General features: G+C 71.5%; 15 protein-coding genes. 5 read left to right on the forward strand and 10 right to left on the reverse strand.

Annotated elements, in window-relative coordinates; translation table 11 throughout:
• Window positions 1-56: 56 nt before the first annotated feature.
• From HBB12_RS26540 to HBB12_RS26550, 3 genes are all read left to right on the forward strand, one after another.
• Entirely contained in the window at window positions 57-1,964 is a 1,908-nt protein-coding gene (locus HBB12_RS26540) for an amylo-alpha-1,6-glucosidase (RefSeq protein ID WP_236992097.1), read from the forward strand.
• A 38-nt stretch (window positions 1,965-2,002) separates the two neighbouring features.
• Complete coding sequence (locus tag HBB12_RS26545) at window positions 2,003-4,705, forward strand: MGH1-like glycoside hydrolase domain-containing protein (protein WP_236992098.1); 2,703 nt, start codon at window positions 2,003-2,005, stop codon at window positions 4,703-4,705.
• Between the two features lie 61 nt (window positions 4,706-4,766).
• Entirely contained in the window at window positions 4,767-6,188 is a 1,422-nt protein-coding gene (locus tag HBB12_RS26550; protein ID WP_236992099.1) for a DUF2254 family protein, read from the forward strand.
• Between the two features lie 67 nt (window positions 6,189-6,255).
• Here HBB12_RS26550 and HBB12_RS26555 read toward each other — a convergent pair whose 3' ends face one another.
• Both HBB12_RS26555 and HBB12_RS26560 read right to left on the reverse strand, forming a co-directional pair.
• On the reverse strand, window positions 6,256-7,515 hold the full coding sequence (locus tag HBB12_RS26555; RefSeq protein WP_236992100.1) for a class I SAM-dependent RNA methyltransferase: 1,260 nt from the start codon (window positions 7,513-7,515) through the stop codon (window positions 6,256-6,258).
• On the reverse strand, window positions 7,512-8,315 hold the full coding sequence (locus HBB12_RS26560) for a TlyA family RNA methyltransferase (RefSeq protein WP_236992101.1): 804 nt from the start codon (window positions 8,313-8,315) through the stop codon (window positions 7,512-7,514). Before HBB12_RS26560 ends, HBB12_RS26555 begins: the two co-directional genes overlap by 4 nt.
• 109 nt (window positions 8,316-8,424) lie before the next feature.
• On the opposite strand from HBB12_RS26560, the gene HBB12_RS26565 reads away from it, so the two are divergent.
• Window positions 8,425-8,982 carry a superoxide dismutase family protein gene (locus HBB12_RS26565; protein ID WP_236992102.1) on the forward strand — a complete coding sequence of 186 codons (558 nt, stop codon included), beginning with the start codon at window positions 8,425-8,427 and terminating at the stop codon, window positions 8,980-8,982.
• A gap of 42 nt (window positions 8,983-9,024) precedes the next feature.
• Here HBB12_RS26565 and dxs read toward each other — a convergent pair whose 3' ends face one another.
• The 6 genes from dxs to serB all read right to left on the reverse strand — a co-directional run bounded on the left by dxs (window position 9,025) and on the right by serB (window position 14,234).
• Entirely contained in the window at window positions 9,025-11,019 is a 1,995-nt protein-coding gene (gene dxs, locus HBB12_RS26570) for a 1-deoxy-D-xylulose-5-phosphate synthase (RefSeq protein WP_236992103.1), read from the reverse strand.
• 60 nt (window positions 11,020-11,079) lie between these two features.
• Window positions 11,080-11,370, reverse strand: a complete 291-nt coding sequence (locus HBB12_RS26575; RefSeq protein ID WP_236992104.1) for an exodeoxyribonuclease VII small subunit — start codon at window positions 11,368-11,370, stop codon at window positions 11,080-11,082.
• A gap of 140 nt (window positions 11,371-11,510) precedes the next feature.
• Window positions 11,511-12,023, reverse strand: coding sequence for a tyrosine phosphatase family protein (locus HBB12_RS26580; protein WP_236992105.1), 513 nt, complete (start codon window positions 12,021-12,023; stop codon window positions 11,511-11,513).
• Window positions 12,024-12,044: 21 nt separating this feature from the next.
• On the reverse strand, window positions 12,045-12,629 hold the full coding sequence (locus HBB12_RS26585) for an HD domain-containing protein (protein ID WP_236992908.1): 585 nt from the start codon (window positions 12,627-12,629) through the stop codon (window positions 12,045-12,047).
• Window positions 12,630-12,655: 26 nt separating this feature from the next.
• Window positions 12,656-13,285, reverse strand: coding sequence for a DNA-3-methyladenine glycosylase I (locus HBB12_RS26590; RefSeq protein ID WP_236992106.1), 630 nt, complete (start codon window positions 13,283-13,285; stop codon window positions 12,656-12,658).
• A 52-nt stretch (window positions 13,286-13,337) separates the two neighbouring features.
• A complete protein-coding gene (gene serB / locus HBB12_RS26595) occupies window positions 13,338-14,234 on the reverse strand; it encodes a phosphoserine phosphatase SerB (RefSeq protein WP_236992107.1) in 897 nt (298 codons plus the stop codon).
• Window positions 14,235-14,280: 46 nt separating this feature from the next.
• On the opposite strand from serB, the gene miaA reads away from it, so the two are divergent.
• The gene (gene miaA / locus HBB12_RS26600) at window positions 14,281-15,228 is read left to right on the forward strand and encodes a tRNA (adenosine(37)-N6)-dimethylallyltransferase MiaA (protein WP_236992909.1); all 948 of its coding nucleotides are present in this window, start codon (window positions 14,281-14,283) and stop codon (window positions 15,226-15,228) included.
• Between the two features lie 164 nt (window positions 15,229-15,392).
• On the opposite strand, the gene HBB12_RS26605 is transcribed toward miaA, so the two are convergent.
• A complete protein-coding gene (locus HBB12_RS26605) occupies window positions 15,393-17,471 on the reverse strand; it encodes a hypothetical protein (protein WP_236992108.1) in 2,079 nt (692 codons plus the stop codon).
• A gap of 28 nt (window positions 17,472-17,499) precedes the next feature.
• On the reverse strand, window positions 17,500-20,322 hold the full coding sequence (locus tag HBB12_RS26610) for a DUF4159 domain-containing protein (RefSeq protein WP_236992109.1): 2,823 nt from the start codon (window positions 20,320-20,322) through the stop codon (window positions 17,500-17,502).
• Window positions 20,323-20,333 lie beyond the last annotated feature (11 nt).

Raw genomic sequence — 20,333 nt, forward strand, 5'->3', positions numbered from 1 at the left:
TCCACGTCGTCGGACAATGCTCTTTGCGGGAAATGCTCTTGGCGGGAGAGGCGACCTTGGACGACACGCGCGAATGGCTCGAGGCCGACGGGCTCGGGGGCTTCGCCTCCGGCCCGGTCATGGGCCCGCGTACCCGGCGCTACCACGCGCTGCTTCTGACCGCGACGACCCCGCCGACGGGCCGCATGGTCCTGGTCAACGGGATCGAGGCGGAGGTCGCCATCGCGGGCGGGACCGTCCCGCTCTCGACGCAAGCCTATGCGCCGGACGTGATCCACCCGGACGGCTGGCGCCACGTCGCCGATTTCACGCCCCGTCCCTGGCCGTCCTGGACGTATCGCCTGGCCGACGGCGGCACGCTCCGGCACGAAGTGCTGGTCGAGCCCGATTCAGGCGAAACGCTGCTGCGCTGGCAGCGCCTGACCGGCACCGGCCCCTGCACCTTGACTGTTCGCCCGCTCCTGTCGGGCCGCGACTACCACGCCCTCCACCACGAAAACCCGGCCTTCGCCTTCGCCGCCGCCGTGCAGGGCGGCAACGTCTGCTGGCGGCCCTATCCCGGCCTGCCGGCCATCGGGGCGCTCACCAACGGGACTTACGCCCACGAGCCGGACTGGTACCGGAATTTCCTCTACGCGGCGGAGGCGGCCCGCGGCCTCGACGACATCGAGGATCTGGCCAGCCCCGGTCGCTTCACCTTCGACCTCGCCGCCGGTCCGGCCGTGATGATCCTGCGCAGCGGCGACGGCCTGTCCGTTCGCGCGGCGGCGCATGCCGAGCGCCTGATGGCGGGTGAGCGGGCGCGGCGCGAAGCCCTGTCGCCGCTGGCGCTGGCGGCCGGTGCCTACCTGGTCGACCGCTCGGGCGGGCGCACCCTGGTGGCGGGCTTCCCGTGGTTCACCGATTGGGGCCGGGATACCTTCATCGCGTTGCGCGGCCTCCTCGTCGCCACCGGCGCGCTGGCACAGGCCCGCGCGATTCTTCTCGCCTGGGCCGGCGCGGTGAACGAGGGCATGATGCCGAACCGCTTCCCCGACCGAGGCGCGGTGCCCGAGTACAACGCCGTCGACGCCTCGCTCTGGTACGTGGTCGCGGTCCACGAGGTGCTCGCCGCCCACGCCGCTGCGGGTCGCCCGGTCCCGGAGGCGGAAGCCGCGCGCCTCGCCGAGGCCTGCATGGCGATCCTCGACGGCTACGCCGCCGGCACCCGCTACGGGATCGAGGCCGATGCGGATGGGTTGCTGCGGGCCGGCGTGCCGGGCGTGCAGCTGACCTGGATGGATGCCAAGGTCGACGACTGGGTCGTCACGCCCCGCATCGGCAAGCCGGTCGAGGTCCAGGCCCTGTGGATCAACGCGCTCAGAATCGGCTCCGCCCGCTGGTCGCCGCGCTGGCGCGACCTGGAGCAGCGCGCTTCGGCGAGCTTCGCGCGCTTCCTCGCCCCATCGGGCGCCCTTCACGACGTGGTCGATGCCGACCATGTCCCGGGCGCGGTGGATTCCAAGGTCCGGCCGAACCAGATCCTGGCGGTCGGCGGCCTGCCCTTCCCGCTCCTCACCGGCGCCGCGGCGCGGGCGGTGGTCGACGCGGTCGAGGCCCGCCTCCTCACGCCTCTGGGCCTGCGCTCCCTCGATCCCGCCGATCCGGACTATCGCGGCACCTATGCGGGCGATCAAAGGGCGCGGGACGGCGCCTATCACCAGGGCACGGTCTGGCCGTGGCTGATCGGCCCCTTTGTCGATGCCTGGCTCGGCGTGCGGGGCCGTTCCCAGCCGGCGAAGGCCGAAGCGCGGGCGCGCTTCCTGCCGCCGCTTGAGGCCCATCTCCAGGAAGCGGGCCTCGGCCACGTCTCGGAGATCGCCGACGGCGATCCGCCCCATCGGCCCGGCGGCTGCCCGTTCCAGGCCTGGTCCCTCGGCGAGCTGATCCGTGTGCGGCGGATGCTCGACCTCGATCCGGTGTGACCGCTCTTCCGGTGCGCCCGTTTCTGGAGAACCCCGCGATGCCCGATCCCGCCCCCTGCCTCACCGATACCGAGGAGGGCCGCCGCCTCGCCGCCGTCGAGGACGAGGGCTGGCACCGCTGGGGGCCGTACCTGAGCGAGCGCCAATGGGGCACGGTGCGGGAGGATTACAGCGCCGGCGGCACCGCCTGGGACTACCTGCCCCACGACCAGGCCCGCTCGCGCGCCTATCGCTGGGGCGAGGACGGCATCGCGGGCTGGAGCGACGACCGCCAGCTCTGGTGCCTCGCACTTGCCGTGTGGAACGGCCGCGACCCGATCTTGAAGGAGCGGATGTTCGGCCTTACCAACGGCGAAGGCAATCACGGCGAAGACGTCAAGGAACTGTGGTGGTACCTCGACGGAACTCCGACGCATTCGTACATGCGGATGCTCTACAAGTACCCGCAGGCGCCCTACCCTTACGCCGACCTCGTGGCCGAGAACGGACGACGCAAGGGAAAAAACCTCCCGGAATACGAGATCGCCGATACGGGTGTGTTCGCGGAGGGGCGGTACCACGACGTGACGGTGGAATACGCCAAGGCCGCCCCCGACGACGTGCTGATGCGGGTCACCCTCGTCAATCGCGGGCCGGACGACGCGGATCTCCACGTCCTGCCGCAGTTCTGGGCCCGCAACACCTGGTCCTGGGGCCATGAATCCTGGGAGACGACGCAACCCCGCCCGCTCCTGCGCCTGACCGAGACCGGCGCCGTCGAGGCGACGCGCGAGGGCTCGCCGCCCTTGCGCTTCACGGCCTTGCAGCCGGCCGAGTTCCTGTTCTGCGAAAACGAGACCAACACGCGGCGGCTGTTCGGCACGCCCGGCCCCGCCCACCCGAAGGACGCGGTCAACGACCGCATCGTCGAGGGCCGGCACGACGCGGTGAACCCGCTGGCCGAGGGCACCAAATGCGCCGCCTGGAGCCGCGTCACCGTACCGGCCGGCGGCGTCGTGAGTTTACGCTTCCGCCTGTGCCCCGCGGCGAACCCGGACGAGCGCGACCCGGCCGCCTTCGACGCCGTGATGGCGCGCCGCCTCGCCGAGGCCGACGCCTTCTACGGCGCGCTCCAGCGCGACATCGCCGACCCGGATGCGCGCCTCGTCCAGCGCCAGGCCCTCGCCGGCATGCTGTGGTCGAAGCAGTTCTACCATTTCGACGTCCGGCGCTGGCTTACCGGCGATCCGGCCCAGCCGGCCCCGCCGGAAGGCCGCCGCCACGGCCGCGACAGCGATTGGACCCATCTCAACAACGCCGACATCGTCTCGATGCCGGACAAGTGGGAATATCCCTGGTACGCGGCCTGGGACCTCGCCTTCCACTGCGTGACCTTCGCGCTGATCGATCCGGCCTTCGCCAAGGGCCAGCTGATCCTGCTGACCCGCGAATGGTACATGCACCCGAACGGGCAGTTGCCGGCCTATGAATGGGCCTTCGGCGACGTGAACCCGCCGGTCCATGCCTGGGCGGCGCTCCGCGTCTACCGCATCGACCAGGCGATGACCGGCAAGCCCGACCGCGCCTTCCTGGAGCGGGTCTTCCACAAGCTGATGCTGAACTTCACCTGGTGGGTGAACCGCAAGGATGCCGGCGACCGCAACGTCTTCCAGGGCGGTTTCCTCGGGCTCGACAATATCGGCATCTTCGACCGCTCGGCCAAGCTGCCCACCGGCGGCACCCTCGACCAGGCCGACGGCACCGCCTGGATGGCGACGTACAGCCTCAACCTGATGCGCATCGCGCTGGAGCTGGCGGTCGAGGATCCGGTGTACGAGGACATCGCCACCAAGTTCTTCGAGCACTTCCTGACCATCGCCGAGGCGATGACCCATGTCGGCGGCACCGGCACCGGTTTGTGGGACGAGACCGACGAGTTCTACTACGACGTCTTGCGCCTGCCCGACGGCCGCCAGGTGCCGTTGCGGGTGCGCTCGCTGGTCGGCCTGATCCCGCTCTGCGCCGTCGAGGTGCTGGACGAGAACTTTTCGGAGCGCTTCCCGGCCTTCGCCCGCCGGGCCCGCTGGATCCTGGCCCACCGCCCCGACCTCGCCGATCAGGTCTCGCGCTGGGAGCAGCCGGGCCGCGGCAACCGGGTGCTGCTCTCGCTGCTGCGCCGCCACCGGATGAAGGCGCTCCTGCGCCGGATGCTCGACGAGACCGAGTTCCTGTCCCCCCACGGCGTCCGCTCGGTCTCGAAGGCGCATGCGGCGGCGCCGTTCCGCTTCCCATGGGACGGCCAGACCTTCGCGGTCGATTACGAGCCGGCGGAATCGACCACGGCCGTCTTCGGCGGCAACTCGAACTGGCGCGGGCCGGTCTGGCTGCCGATCAACTTTCTGCTGGTCGAGGCGCTCACCGAATTCGGCCGCTTCTACGGCCCCGACTTCAAGGTCGAGTGCCCGGCGGGCTCGGGCCATTACCTCACCCTGCCGCAGATCGCCGACGAGCTGTCCGCCCGCCTCACCCGCCTGGTTTTGCGCGGCCCCGGCGGACGCCGCCCGGTGCTGGGCGACAACCCGCTGTTCCAGGACGATCCGCATTTTCGCGACCACATCCCGTTCCACGAATACTTCCACGGCGATACCGGCGCGGGCCTGGGGGCTGCGCACCAGACCGGGTGGACGGGCTTGCTGGCGCTGCTGCTCCAGCCGCGGCGGGACGTGGCGGGCGGGCAGGTGCCGGCGGCGCCGGAGGGCTGATGCAGGGTCTCTCGACCATTCATCGCGTCGTGCACCCATCGCTTCGGGGTGAGATCCGCGCATGAAGGCGATCACGTCGATCCCTGTCCGCTTCGTCAGCGCGATCAAGCGGTCGTTCCGGCAGTTCCTGAGCCTGCCGCTCGCGACCGTGATCGGCTTCGCGGGCTTGAGCGTCCTGGTCTACCTCGCGGACAGATCCTGGTCCGGCGGCCAGGCACCTCACGGCTTTCGCTGGCTCGGGGAACTGATGGGGGACCGGGCAGCCCTCGGAAGCCTGCTCGCGACCGTGGCATCGAGCATCGTCACGGTCACCTCCATCACCTTCTCGCTCCTGCTTCTCGCCGTGCAGCAAGGTGCCGCAGCCTTGACCGCACAGGTCACCGACCAGTTCATGGCCCGCAAGGTCAATCAATTCTACTTCGGCTATTTCGTCGGCCTGTCGGTTTTCGTACTGATGACCCTCGTCACGAACACTGATTATCATCGTCCCGTGTTTGCCGCAGCCCTCAGCCTGCTGCTCACCGCTCTGGCACTGTGCCTGATCATCGTGATGATCTACAACACCATCGATCAGATGCGACCCGAGCAGATCATCCAGTTCATTCACGACAAGGTGCTGGGCGCGCGAGGCGAGGACCTCAAGCTGCTTGCGGCAACCCGACGGGCGAGGTGCCACGGCTGGTTCGACGTCGCGCTCGTCCGCTCCTGCGAGAAGGGCTACGTCGTCGGCCTCGACCTCGCTCGGATCGAGAACGCTCTGGAGCGGCATGCGCGAGGCAACGTCGAGATCGAGATCCTGATCACGCTCGGGACGTATCGGGCCGTCCAGGACCCGCTGTTCCAGGTCCGAACCAGACCCGGCGTCACCTTGAGCGAGGATGCGCAAAACAGCATCGTCGACGAGGTCCTGGCCGCCTTCGCCTACGACGACGGCCGTGATCTGAAAAACAACACCGCCTACGGCTTGCACCAGCTCTCGACCATAGCGTGGACTTCGGTATCGACGTCGAAATCGAACCCCAATCCAGGTCTCACGGTGATCGAAGCCCTGCGAGACATCATCTCACAATGGAGCCGGGGCGAGGTCGAGATGCGGGACGATGCCGGCTCCTGTATCGTCTACGACGATGCGGCCCCGATCATCGCAACCGACGCGCTCGAAGCCGTGATCGTGGTCGCATCGGAATCGATTCAATCGCAGACGCTGACGGAAGCCGTCAGGACGCTCGCCATCCTCCTGCGCCACGTCGAAACGCCGACGGCCGGGCGGCTGGCCGATGTGGCCCATCGCGCGCTGTCGAGCCTCGGCGAGCACGTCCTCACCCGCCAGCTCGACATCGCACTCCGCGACCTGACGGACGCCCTGCGGGAACGGGGCTTCGTCACCATCGCGGATGCCGTCCGCGAGGCGTCGGCCGAACTCGCGGCCAGCCTGGGCAAGCTGAACTCGCGCTCGACCCGGGTCCCCGGAACGACATCGTAGCCGATGACCGTCACGCCCGCTCTCATCCTGCCGCGGAGGCCTGACACCGTGGCGGGCCGAACGGCAATCAGCGCCTCTTCCCCGGCCGCTTGAACACCCCGACGATCTCGACATGCGGCGAGTGCCGGAACTGATCGACCGGGGTCACCGCCTCCAGCCGGTAGCCGCCGCGCACCAGCAGAGCGGCATCGCGGGCGAAGCTGCCGGCGTCGCAGGAGACGCCGACCACCACCGGCACCTTCGATTCGGCGATCCGGGCGCTCTGCGCCTCGGCGCCGGCGCGGGGCGGATCGAACACCACGGCGTCGTAGCGGTCGAGCTCCGGCGCCAGCAGCGGGCGGCGGAAGAGGTCGCGGCGTTCGGTGGTGATGGTGCGAAGGCCCGCGGTCTCACGGAAGGCGCGATCGAGGGCTTTGAGCGCCCCGTCCTCGCCCTCGACGGCGTGGACGGTATGGCCTTCCGCGAGTGCCAGCGAGAAGGCGCCGGCGCCGGAGAAGAGATCGACCACGCGCTTCGCTTTGCCGACTCCCTCGACGACGAGGCGCGCGAGCGTCGCCTCGCCCTCCGCCGTCGCCTGGAGGAAGCCGCCGGAGGGCGGTACCAGACGCGAGCGGCCGGCCGGGATCTCCGGCGGACGGCGGATGATCAGCACCTCGCCGTGGAGGGAGAGCCGGGCGAGGTCCAGTTCTCCCGCGAGCAGCACCAGGGCCTGGCGCGCCCGCTCCGAGGCCGGGCCGTGGCCGCGGATATCGACGTCGAGGCCCCCGGCGGTCGCGGTGACCTGCACGTCGAGGGGCTTTCCGCCGCCTCCGCCGAGGGGACGGCTGACCGCCCGGGCGATCTCGGGGGCGCGGTGCAGGGCCGATTCCGTGATCGGGCAATGGTCGATCGCCACCAGTGCGTGGCTGCGCGCCGCCATGAAGCCGGCCTGGGGCCCGCCCTCGCCCGCCCGTACATGCAGGGTGATGCGGCGGCGTCCCGTGCCGTGGGCATCGAGGAGCGGCGCCACCGGCGCCTCGATCCCGGCCCGCGCCAGGGCACCGACCAAGAGGTCGCGCTTCCATTCCGCATAAGGAGCGGGTGCGAGATGCTGGATCGCGCAGCCGCCGCAGGTGCCGAAATACGGGCAGAACGGCGCGATCCGATCGACCGAGGGCGTCAACACCGCGTCGAGCCGGGCCCGGGGCGGCCGGGCGCCCTCCTCCGGCTCCGCCCGCACGGTCTCGCCCGGCAGAGCGCCCGGCACCACCACGCCGTCCGCCGTCACCCCGTCGCCGCGCAGGCCGAGGCGGGTGATCTCGTAGGTCGTCTCTGCCACGTCGCTCATCGCCCCAGCCCTTGCGAAACAAGCCCCTGCAAACCAAGCCCCTGCGAACCCAATCCCCGCAAGCCGAGCCCCCGCACCGCGCCGATCAGGAATTCCCGGTTGCCGTCGCCGCCCTCGACCGGCGACGGGATCAGGCCGCGGACGGCAAAGCCGAGAGAGACGATGAGGTCCCGGATCCGCTGGCAGACCGTCTCCTGCACCGCCTCGTCGCGGACCAGCCCGCCGCGGCCGACATGCTCGCGCCCGGCCTCGAATTGCGGCTTGATCAACGCCACCAAGGCGGCGTCGCCCGCCAGGAGCGGGATCACGGGCGGCAGGACCAGCCGCAGGGAGATGAAGCTCACGTCGATCACCAGAAGGGAGGGCGGCTCGGGGAAGGGTTGGAGGGAGCGGGCGTCGGTCGCCTCGAGCGCCGCGACGCGGGGATCGGCGGCCAGGCTCGGATGGAGCTGGAAGCGGCCGACATCGACGGCATGGACGAAGGCTGCGCCGCGGCGCAGCAGCACGTCGGTGAAGCCGCCGGTCGAGGCGCCGATATCGAGGCAGGTCCGGTCCGCCGGGTCGATCGCGAAGGCGTCGAGGGCGGCAGCGAGCTTGAGGCCGCCGCGGGAGACGTAAGGGTGCGGCGCCTCGGCGACGATGGCGGCGCCCTTCGCGATCAGGTCGGAGGCCCGGCGCACCACGACGCCGTCCGCCCGCACCAGTCCGGCTTCGATCGCGGCTTGCGCGCGCGCCCGGCTCTCGAAATGGCCCGCCTCCACCAGGAGGCGGTCGGCCCGCAGCCGCTCGCCCGTCGTCATCAACCCTCGATCCCTGATCGTCTACGACCGTTCCGTCGCCGCCCGGAGGCCGTCCACACCGGCGCCGCGCGCCCTAGCTACACGGCGGCACACGAGGAGAGTTCTTCCCATGAGACATACCGTGCTCGCGAGCGCCCTGGTTCTCGGCGTGACCGCCCCGGCCTTCGCCCAGGACAAACCTGCTCAGGACAAACCTGCTCAGGACAAGCCCGCTGCGCCGACGACCTACAATGCGCCGATCGTCAACAACAAGGGCGAGACGATCGGCAAGATCGACCTCAGGGACGGCGCCAACACCCTGGTGATGCGGGTGACGATCCAGACCGGCGGCCTGCCGCCCGGCTGGCACGGCATCCACTTCCATGCGGTCGGCAGCTGCGCCGACACCGACAAGTTCCAGGAGTCGAAGGCGCACGTCAATCACGACAACGCCAAGCACGGCCTGCTGAATCCGGAGGGACCGGACGAGGGCGACCTGCCGAACGTCTACGCCAATGCCGATGGCTCGGTGAATGCCGAGGTGTCGAGCGACACCCCGCTCACCGGCGAAGGCGGCCTGAAGGACAATGACGGCTCGGCGCTGATCATCCACGCCAACGAGGACGACCATACCACGCAGCCGATCGGCAATGCCGGCGCCCGCATCGCCTGCGCGGTCATCAAGTAGCCGGGAACGGGCCGCGTCCTCGGACGCGGCCCGGTTCTCGCCTCAGCGCTGGCGCCGGGCGACGCTCACGACGTTGCTCGCGACCTTGGGTTCCGAACGGGCCGGCAGCGTGGCCTCGACGACCTTGACGATCGAGGCCGCATCGAGCCCGGCCTCGGCATACATCCGCTCCGGCGAGTCGTGGTCCTGGTAGCTGTCCGGCAAGGTCAGCGTCCGCACCCGCACCTTGCCGTCGTCGAGCGCCCCGCGCGACGACAAGAGGTGCAGCACCATCGCACCGAACCCGCCGACAGACCCCTCCTCCAGCGTCACCAGAACCTCGTGGCTCGATGCCAGATCCAGGATCAGCGCCTCGTCGAGCGGCTTGGCAAACCGCGCATCCGCCACCGTCACGGCGATGCCGGCCGCCTCCAGGCGTTCGGCCGCCTTCAGCGCCTCCGCCAGACGCGTGCCGAGGCTCAGCAGGGCCACCCGCGCGCCCTCGGGACGGCGGATCACCCGGCCCTTGCCGATCTCCAGGACCTCGCCCTTCTCGGGAAGCTCGACGCCGACGCCCTCGCCGCGCGGATAGCGGAACGCGATCGGCCCCGTATCATGCGCGTGCGCGGTCGCCACCATGTGCACCAGCTCGGCCTCGTCGGCCGCCGCCATCACCGTCATGTTCGGCAGGCAACAGAGATACGCCAGGTCGAAGGCGCCGGCATGGGTCGCCCCGTCCGCCCCCACCAGGCCGGCCCGGTCGAGGGCGAAGCGCACCGGCAGGTTCTGCAACGCCACGTCGTGGACGAGCTGGTCGTAGCCGCGCTGCAGGAAGGTCGAGTAGATCGCGCAGAACGGCTTGAACCCCTCCGTCGCCAGGCCGCCCGCGAAGGTCACCGCGTGCTGCTCGGCGATGCCGACGTCGAAGGTCCGCTCCGGATGCACCTTGGCGAACAGGTCGACGCCGGTGCCCGACGGCATCGCGGCGGTGATCGCCACCACCTTGTCGTCGATGTCGGCCGCCTTGATCAGGCTCTCGCCGAACACCCGCGTATAGGCCGGCGCGTTGGGCTTGGCCTTGGTCTGCTTGCCCGACACCACGTCGAACTTCACCACCGCGTGGCCGCGATCGGCGGCGGCCTCGGCGGGTGCGTAGCCCTTGCCCTTCTGGGTCACGACGTGGACCAGCACCGGGCCGTCCGGCGCGTCGCGCACGTTCTTGAGCACGGGGAGCAGGTGGTCGAGGTTGTGGCCGTCGATCGGCCCGACATAGTGGAAGCCGAGCTCCTCGAACATCGTGCCGCCGCCGGCGAGCATGCCGCGGGCATATTCCTCGGCGCGGGCGGCGGTGTCGTAGAGGGCCTTCGGCAGCAGGCGGCCGAACTGCTTGGCGGTGTCGCGGAGCGAGCGGTAGGTGTCGCCCGAGACGAGCTTGGCGAGGTAGGACGACATCGCGCCGACGGGGGGCGCGATCGACATGTCGTTGTCGTTGAGGATGACGATCAGGCGGGACTTCAGCGCGCCGGCATTGTTCATCGCCTCGTAGGCCATGCCGGCCGAGATCGAGCCGTCGCCGATCACCGCCACCACGTTGCGGCGCGGCGGCGTCTCGCCGCGGGCTCGTGCCGCGGCGTCCGAGAGGTCGCGGCCGATCGCCATGCCCAAGCCGGCGGAGATCGAGGTGGAGGAGTGCGCCGCGCCGAAGGGATCGTAGGGGCTCTCGGAGCGCTTGGTGAAGCCCGACAGGCCGCCGCCCTGGCGCAGCGTGCGGATGCGGTCGCGGCGGCCGGTGAGGATCTTGTGGGGATAGGCCTGGTGGCCGACATCCCAGATGATGCGGTCGTCGGGGGTGTTGAAGACGTAGTGGAGGGCGACGGTGAGCTCGATGACGCCGAGGCCCGCGCCGAGATGGCCGCCGGTGACCGAGACGGCATCGATGGTCTCGGCGCGCAGCTCGGCGGCGAGCTGCGTCAGGTCGCTCTCGGGCAGCTGGCGCAGGTCCGCAGGAATGCGGACGCGGTCGAGGAGGGGAAGGTTGAGCGGTGACACCGGAGCCATCCTCACGTCCGGAAGGAGAAGACCCGCCGCGGCACGCCGGGGCGGGATGAATGGGAGCGATCAGGCGACATCGAGCGGCGCCGTCCCGGCGGCGCGTCCGTCCGCCCCGAGGGTGATGCGCTGGATGCGCGCCTCGGCACGCTGCAGCAGCGCCTCGCAGTGCCGCTTGAGGACCTCGCCGCGCTCGTAGATCGCGACGGATTCGTCGAGCGGCACGTTGCCCTGCTCCAGGCGCTGCACGATGCCCTCGAGTTCCTCGAGGGCCTTCTCGAACGGCAGATCCGCGGTTCCGGTCGGGCCGGCGGGGACGGAGACGGCCGCGCGGCTGGCATCGGACCGGGCTGCGGACATGCGTGACGACACTCCCATGATGAGCGTTGGGTTATGGCGACGAGAATCGCGCGAAACAACCCTTCGGCGGTGCCGCAGGGCCGCGATGAAGCCGTCGATGCCCGTTTGCGCGCCAGGGCTGCGTTTCGGCCACAGTGGAATCAGTCGATGGTGACGCTGAAGGGCTCACCCTCGAAGGCGTCGGCGCCGCGACCGATCGCCGCGATGGCCGCCACCATGCGCCCGTCCCGCCCGAGCATCGCATCCGCCACCGCGACGAGGCGGCGGTTCGGAGTCGCCGAGGGCGAGGCCTGGCGCAACTCGCGGGCGATCTCGGCCTCGTCCCGGTCCGGACGTAGGGCGCAGGTGGCGATGAAGGCGGCGGCCGTCGAGCGGCTGATGCCAGCATAGCAGTGGATCACCAGCGGCTGCTCGCGCGGCCAGGCGCGCACGAAGTCGAGGAGCCGCCGGACATGCACCTCGTCGGGCAGGACGTGGCCGTCGAGGGTGTCGGTGATGTCGCTGACTCCGACGAACAGGTGGTCGTCTTCCGCGATTGCCGGCGGCCGGATCACCTTCGTGCCGACATTGATCAAGGTCACCACATGGCGCGCGCCGGTCGCCTCGACCGTCTCGGGCAGGCGGGACAGGGCGCAGACGTGCAGGGTCGGCATGGCGGCGGGAAATCCTTCGGTTCAGGATACGGGAACGCCCTGCTGGGCATCGGCCAAGGCGTGGAAGCGGGCGAGGAACGCGCTTTGGGCCTCGGCGGTCGGCCAGGGTTCGAGCAAGGTGCCGAGATCGGCGTCGAGGCGATCCGGCTTGCCGAAGACCCGGACGGCCTCGACTTGCGAGAAGCCGGCGAGCCGCGTCGCCTCCAGGTAGGCGCTGAGCCGATCGGCGCGCTTGATCAGGCGCTGCATCGCCGCGCCCGGTGCCGGGGTGAGCCCGAAGCGCAGACGGATCGCCGCCAGCAGCCGAGTCTCCACCGCCTTGTAGGAATGCCCGATCGCCGCCTTGAACGGCGAGATGATGTCGCCGATCACGTATTCGGGCGCATCGTGCAGCAGCAATTCCAGCCGGCCAGCGGCCGCGAGGCCGGGCTCGAAGGCGCCGCCGATCGCCTCGACGAGCAGCGAATGCTGGGCCACCGAGAAGACCTGCGGGCCGGCGGTCTGCCCGTTCCAGCGCGCGACCCGGGCGAGCCCATGGGCGATGTCGACGATCTCGACGTCGATGGGCGAGGGATCGAGAAGGTCGAGGCGCCGACCCGAGAGCATCCGCTGCCACGCCCGCGGCGGCGCGCTCACGGCTTGACCCCGAGACCACCGGGACCGGCCAAGGCGGCGCAGGCTTCGTGCCGGCAGCAGCCGACGAGGTGATCGTTGAGCATGCCGACCGCCTGCATGAAGGCGTACACGATGGTCGGGCCGCAGAAGCCGAACCCTTCCGCCTTGAGCGCCTTCGACATCTTGCGCGAGACCTCGCTCTCGGTCGGGATCTCGGTGCGGGTCTCCGCCTTCGTCTGGACCGGGCGTCCGTCGACGAAGTCCCACAGGAAGGCCGAAAAGCCGGGCCCTCGCTCCTGGATGGCGAGGTAGGCCCGCGCACTGCGGATCGTCGCCTCGATCTTGGCGCGGTTGCGGATGATGCCGGTATCCCGCATCAGCGCCTCGACCTCCGCAGGGCCGAACCGTGCGATCGCCTCCGGCTCGAAACCCGCGAAGGCACTCCGAAAACCCTCGCGCCGGCGCAGGATGGTGATCCAGCTCAGGCCGGCCTGGAACCCGTCGAGGATCAGCTTCTCGTAGAGGGCGCGGTCGTCGTGCTCCGGCACGCCCCACTCGGCGTCGTGATAGGCGACGTAGAGCGCGTCGGTGCCCGGCCACCAGCAGCGCTGGCAGCCGTCGGGATGCAGGATCAGTCCGGTCGACATCCGGTGTCGTGTAGCGGTGTGGAGCTGGAACGCAACCTCCCCGACGACCTCGCTACGCGACGAACTCGGCCGCCGCGAAGCCCTGCAGGTAGAGGAGCGCGGTGAGGTCTCCGTGGTCGATCCGGGCGTGCGCCGCGGCCGCCACCGCAGGCTTGGCCCGGAACGCCACGCCGAGGCCGGCTTCCTCCAGCATCGCCAGGTCGTTGGCGCCGTCGCCCACCGCCAGGGTCTCGGCCGGATCGAGACCGAACCGGCTGCGCAGCTCGACGAGGGCGTCGCGCTTGGCGTCGCGACCGACGATCGGCTCGGCGACGGTGCCGGCGAGCCGGTCGCCCTCCGTCTCGAGGCGGTTCGAGCGATGCTCGTCGAAGCCGATTTGCGCCGCCACCGGCCCGGTGAACAGGGTGAAGCCGCCCGAGACGAGCGCCGTATAGGCGCCATGCGCCCTGAGGGTGCGCACCAGGATGCGCCCACCGGGCATCAGGGTGATGCGCTCGGCGATGACCTGATCGACGGCCTTGAGGGGCAGGCCCTTGAGCAGGGCGACGCGCTCGCGCAGGGCCGGCTCGAAGGCGATCTCGCCCCGCATCGCCCGCTCGGTGATCGCCGCGACGTGGTCCTTGAGCCCGACCACGTCGGCGAGCTCGTCGATGCATTCCTGGCCGATCATGGTCGAATCCATGTCGGCGAGGAAGAGCCGCTTGCGCCGGTGGGGGCTCACGACCTGCATCGCCACGTCGATCGGCTCAGATGCGAGCGCCGCGCGCAGGCGCTCGGCGAGGGCCGGCGCGGAGGCGGGCGCCCCCTCGACCAGGATTTCGGCGGCGACCTCGCCGTGCAGGATGCGCGGCGGGTGCTCGGTCGCCAGCACGCGCCGGGCTTCGGCCAGCACCGCGTCGGTGATGGCGGGGCGCTCCGGGTTTGCTATCAGGGTGGCGACCAGGGTCATCGGAAAAGCTCGGGCTCGTCGGTACGGCGCGTCCGGGCTTGCGCGCATCGGAGAGGCAGGCATGGACGGGCGGGTTCGGGCGATCCTCATCGCAGGGCCGACCGCCTCGGGCAAGTCGGCCCTGGCACTCGCCCTGGCGCAACGGCACGGCGGCGTGGTGATCAATGCCGATTCGATGCAGGTCTATCGCGACCTCCACCGACTCACCGCCCGGCCGGCGCCGGAGGAGGAAGCACGGGCGCCCCACCGCCTCTACGGCACGATCGACGGCGCGGTGAATTTTTCCGTCGGCCATTACCTGGCGGAGGCCGGCGCGACGCTCCGCGAAGCCTGGGCCGCGGGCCGCCTGCCGATCGTGGTCGGGGGCACCGGGCTCTACTTCATGGGCCTGACCGACGGCCTGTCGGAGATCCCGCCGGTGCCGGACGAGATCCGGGCCGTCGTGCGGGCCGAGGCGGAGGGGCGGGAGACGCCCGAGCTTCACGCCGCCCTCGCCCGCCGGGACCCGGACGGTGCCGCCCGCCTCGACCGCAACGACCGCCTGCGGGTGCTCCGCGCCCTCGAAGTGCTGGCCGCCACCGGCCGGCCGATCGCCGCGTTCCAGGCCGCGCGCCGGCCGGGCCCGCTCACCGGCCTGTCCTGCCACAAGATCTTCCTCACCCCGGACCGGGAGGTTCTGCGGGCGCGGATCGATGCCCGCTTCCTCGCCATGATGGCGGCGGGCGCCCTCGACGAGGTTCGGGCCCTGGCCGACCGTCACCTCGATCCGATGCTGCCGGTGATGCGCGCCCACGGCGTGCCGGGGCTGATCGCCTACATGCGCGGGGACCTCCCGTATGACGAGGCCGTGGCCCGTGGCCAGGCGGATACGCGGCGCTACGCCAAAAGGCAGGTGACGTGGTTCCGGCACCAGGCCGGGGCGGAGTGGGCGTGGGTGACGCCGGAGGCGGCGATGGCGGGGGTCGAGACGGGAATGTGGGACGGGCCGGGGTGACGGGGGACCCGGCAACCCCTGTTCCCCACCGGTTTTCAGAGGAACCGCAAGGCGTTGCCCGGGTATCCTGCGACGGCGCCTGAGACCGTCTTGCCTCGCCCTCCCGTGATACGAGAGGATGAAGAGATCGGGCCAAGCCCTTGTGGGGATAGCCCGATCGCCGGTCACGCCCGCCCGCGCCGTCCCTCCACCAGCCACATCGCCAGCACGGCCGCGGCGATGGCCGCGAGCGCCGCGAGGCCGAGCCCCAGGGGATAGACCGAGACGCCGCGCACCACCGCGCTGTCGCTCGGGCGGAAGCCGATCCAGTCGGAGCCGGAGAGCCGGCCGGAGCGGGTGATCTGGAGCCGCGGGATCGCGAGCCCGCCCCCGGTTTCGGCGAGGCGGCGCACCGAGCCGCCGGTCGCCTCGGCGAGCGGGCGCAGGCGCTCGGTGTCGCTGAACACGTCGATCAGCTCGCGCGGATTGGCCGGACCGACGCTGACGAAGGCGACGAGGTTGCCGGAGCGCAGGGTGTGCAGCCCGAGTTCGTCGGCGTCGAAGGCGGCGGCGAACAGGCCCGGCTTGTCGGGGTTCAGCGTCAGGGTGCGTGTCTTCCCGCTCGGCGCCGTCACGGTGACGGGCTCGGCGGTGTCGGCCATGGTCTGGCGCTCGACCCGGACCTCGCGGCCATGGCCGGTCGCATTGGCCCGCAGGGCCTCCTCCTCCAGGGCCGGCTCCTTCATCAGCCAGTGGCCGAGGCGGCGCAGCAGGTCGAGATGCGGCCCGCCGCCCTCGTAGCCCCGGGCCCAGAGCCAGGCATGGTCGGAGAGGAGGAGAGCCACCCGGCCCTTCTCCTCGCGGGAGAGCGCCAGCAGCGGCAGCTTGTCGGCGCCGGCCAGGATCGGGGTGACGCCGGGGCGGACCTCGGCGCCGATGAGGCGCAGCCAGTCGCCCCAGGCCGGCGGCGAGGCCTCGGAGCCCGGCAGGTCGCGGGTGACCGGGTGGCGCTGGCCGCTATCGGTGAGCGCCGCCTTGTAGGCGCGCTCGACCACCCGCCCGTTCGGCTCGCCCGGCAGTATCGCGGCGAGCCGCGTGCGGGCAAGACTCGCCGCGGAGGCGAATTCGGGCCCGGCGGCGATCAAGAGCGCCCCGCCCTCGCGCACGTAGCGGACAATGTTGTCGAAGTAGCTCGACGGCAGCACGCTCTGGTTGGCGTAGCGGTCGAAGATGATGAGGTCGAAATCCTTGATCTTCTGCTGGAACAGCTCGCGGGTCGGGAAGGCGATCAGCGACAGTTCGGAGATCGGCGTGCCATCCTGCTTCTCCGGCGGGCGCAGGATGGTGAAGTGGACGAGATCGACGTTGGCGTCGGACTTGAGCAGGTTGCGCCAGGTGCGCTCGCCGGCATGGGGCTCGCCCGAGACGAGGAGCACCCTGAGCTTCTCGCGGATGCCCTCGATCGGCAGAACCGCCCGGTTGTTGGCGGTGGTCAGCTCGCCGGGCAGAGCCTCGGCCTCGATCTCGACGACGTTGGGCCCGCCATGCTCGACCCGGAGCGTCAGGGTGAAGGGCTGGCCGGTGCGGACCGTCTGGCGCACCACCTGCTCGCCGTCGCGGCGCACCGTCACCACCGCGGAGCCGGTGCCGCCGCGCTCCATCACCTCGGCCCGGATGGTCTGGTCGCGCCCGACGATGCCGAAGCGCGGCGCCTCGATCAGGCGGATCTGCCGGTCGCGCTCGTCGGGCCGGCCGGTGACCAGCACGTGGAGCGGCGCCTTGAAGCTCGCGGCGGCGAGGTTCGCCGGGATGTCGTGGACGACGCCGTCGGTCAGCATCACCACGCCGGCAAGGCGATCCGGCGGCACGTCGGCGAGGGCGCTGGAGAGCGCCGTGAACAGCCGCGTGCCCTCGTCGCCGCCGGCCTCCGGCACGTCGACGAAGCGCGGCTCGATCTGGTTCAGCGTGCCGAGGCGGCGTTGCAGCTCGGCCCGCACCGTATCGGTCATCGCCGGGCGATCGCCGAGCCCTTGCGAGCCCGAACGGTCGACCACGACCGCCACGATGTCCTTGACCGGCTCGCGCTCCTCCTGGACCAGCGAGGGATTGGCGAGCGCCAGCAGCACCAGGGCGAGGACGAGGACGCGCAGCAGCGCCACCGGCCCGCGGGCCAGGAACGCCACTACGGCGAGGATCGCGGCGAGGCTCCCTAAGGCCCACAGGATCGGGACGGGGACGAGGGGGGCGAGGCTGAGACTCAGCATGAACGGTACCGTTGTCTGATGCGACGCCTCACTGCCCCAGCCGCTCCAGCAGCGCCGGCACGTGGACCTGATCGGCCTTGTAGTTGCCGGTGAGCGCGTACATCACGAGGTTGACGCCGCCGCGGAAGGCCATCTCGCGTTGCCGCGGATCGCCGCCGACAAGAGGATAAAGGGCTTCGCCGCGCCGGCCGATCGCCCAGGCGGAGGCGAGGTCGTTGCCCGTGATGACGATCGGCGAGACGCCGTCGCCGGCCCGGGCCGGGCGGCGCTCAGCCCCATCGCCGGCCGGCGGCAGGGCCTCGACCCAGGTCTGGCCGGTGGCGTAGCGGCCGGGAAAGCCGTCGACGAGGTAGAACGCCTTGGTCAGCACATGGTCGCGGGGCACCGGCTCGAGTTCCGGCACCTCCAGGGTCGCCAGCATGCGCTGGAGGGTGAGGGCCTCGGGCGTGGGCGGTCCGCCGGGGCGGGCCGTCATCGCGTCGCGGGTGTCGAAGATCACCGTGCCGCCGTTCTTCATGAAGGCGTCGATCCGCCGGATCGCCGCCTCGCTCGGCAGCGGCCGGTTCGGCACGATCGGCCAGTAGATCAGCGGGTAGAAGGCGAGCTCGTCCTTGGCCGGGTCGATGCCGGCGGGCTCGCCGGGTTCGAGCGCGGTGCGGCTCGCCAGCATCTGGGTCAGGCCGGCGAGGCCGGCCCGGCTGGTCTCGTCGACGGTCGGGTCGCCGGTGATCACGTAGGCGATGCGGGTGACGAGCGCCGATTCGATGCCGTTCGGCCGGTTGGCCGCGGGCTCGACCGCGCGAGCCGATTCGGGCGCCGCGCCCAGCACCAGGATCCCGAGGATCACGGCGGCCGCGGCCGGCCGGCGGCGCAGGCGTGCCGCCATCCGCCCGAGGAAGCCGCCGAGCCACAGGCTCGCCACGGTGTCCAGACCCAGGAGCAGCAGCGCGGCGAGGAAGAACGGTCCGCGCAGGTCGCGGGTGCGGGCCTCCTCCAGGCCGCCGAAGCGGGCACTGCTCAGCGGCTTCAGGTCGAGAGGCTTCAGCCGGTCCTCCGCCGTGAGGGCGTTGACCGCGAGGCCGCCATCGGCGGGTCCGTAATAGCCCGGCGGGTGCTCCGGCGTCGCCCGTTCGGTCCACGTCGCCGGGACCGCCCGGGCGGTGGCCGGGGGCGCCTTCAGGGCGCCGAACCCGTCGAGGGTGAGGCGCGGCGCGAGCACAGGCGGCGGGGCGCCGGGGCTCGCCCCGGTCGTCGGCGGGGTGGTGCCCGCCAGCGCCACGACGCGGCGCAGCATGGTCACGAACAGGCCCGAGAGCGGCAGGTTCGACCAGGTGGTGTCGGCGGTGACGTGGACCAGGACCACCATGCCCTCCCCCCGCTTCGCGGCGGTGACGATCGGAGTGCCGTCCTGCAGGGCGGCCCAGGTGCGCCGGGCGAGGTCGCCGTCCGGCTCGGCCAGGATCTGGCGCCGCACGCCGATATCGGCCGGCGGCGTCAGCCCCGAAAAGGGGCTCTCGGGCGCGAACGGCGCCAGTGTGCGCGGGCTGTCCCAGGACAGGGTGCCGCCGAGATTGCGCCCGCCCCGGCGCAGGCGCACCGGCACGAGGTCGTCGCTGCCGGCGGCGAGCCGCGGGCCCGCGAAGCGCAGGAGCAGCCCGCCCTTGTCGACGAAGGTGGAGACCCGCTCCAGCGTCGCCGGATCGAGGGCGCCGACATCCGCCAGCACCAGGACCGAGACCTGGGAATCGAGCATCTGGCCGATCGATTCGGCGACGCCGCGCCCGCCGCGGGGCTCCAGCACGTCGGCGAAGGGCGTCAGTGCGCGGGAGAGATAGTAGGTCGGCGAGAGCAGCGGCTGGGCCTGGTCGCTCGTCCCGCCGAAGACGAGGCCGACCCGGCGGCGCCGGCCGCGCTCGTCGGCCAGCACCACGGCACCGGCCGAGTGCTCGCCCGCGACCTCGAACCGCGCGATGGTGTTGCGTAGCTCCACCGGCAGGTCGAAGCGGACCTCCGTCGCGGTGGCATTGCCGGCGAAGGCGAAATTCGTCTCGGCAAGCGGCAGGCCCTTGGCATCGAGGGCCCGGACCGTGCCGGATTCGCGACCGTTCGGCTCCGCCCGCACCACGATGACGCCGAGCTGGCCGCCGGAGGAATCCGGGCCGGCGAGGCCTAGAGCCGGCGTCCGCTCGGCCTTGAGCACGGTGATGTCGGCGCGGTTGCGCGATGCGGCTGCCGCGAGGCCGGCCGGGAAGGCGTCGCCGTCCGGCCCGGCGACGCCGTCGCTGACCCAGACCACGGCGCTGCCCGGGTTGCGCTCCAGGAAGGCGGTGAGCGACGGCAGCTGCGCCGACCGGTCGGCGAGGTGCGGCAGCGGCTCGATGGCGCGCAGGCGCTCGAGCGCCGGCCCGGGACCGGTGGCCTCCAGGCCCGTCGGCGAAGCGGCGGTGGCGAGCAAGGCCACCGGACGCCCGGCCCGGGCTGCCGCCTCGACCTCGGCCGCGGCGACGCGGATCCGGTCGCGCCAGTCCTGCGCGGCGGTGAAGCCGTTGTCGAGGACCAGTACCAGGGGGTTACGCCCGTCGGCGGCACCCTGCGGGCTCGGATTCCAGACCGGACCCGACACCGCCAGGATCAGGCAGGCGGAGGCGAGCAGCCGCAGCGCCAGCAGCCAGGGCGGCGTGCGGGCCGGCGTCTCGCGCTCCGGCAGCAGGTCGGCGAGGATGCGCAACGGCGGGAAGTCGATGCGCCGCGGCCGCGGCGGCGTCACCCGCAAGAGGTACCAGAGCGCCGGCAGGGCGACGAGCGCCGCGAGGGCGGCGGGGGCGGCGAAGCTGAGGGGCAGTCCGAACATCGAAGGCGTCC

It is taken from the genome of Methylobacterium sp. SyP6R, from assembly GCF_019216885.1.
In the GTDB taxonomy this organism is placed as follows: domain Bacteria; phylum Pseudomonadota; class Alphaproteobacteria; order Rhizobiales; family Beijerinckiaceae; genus Methylobacterium.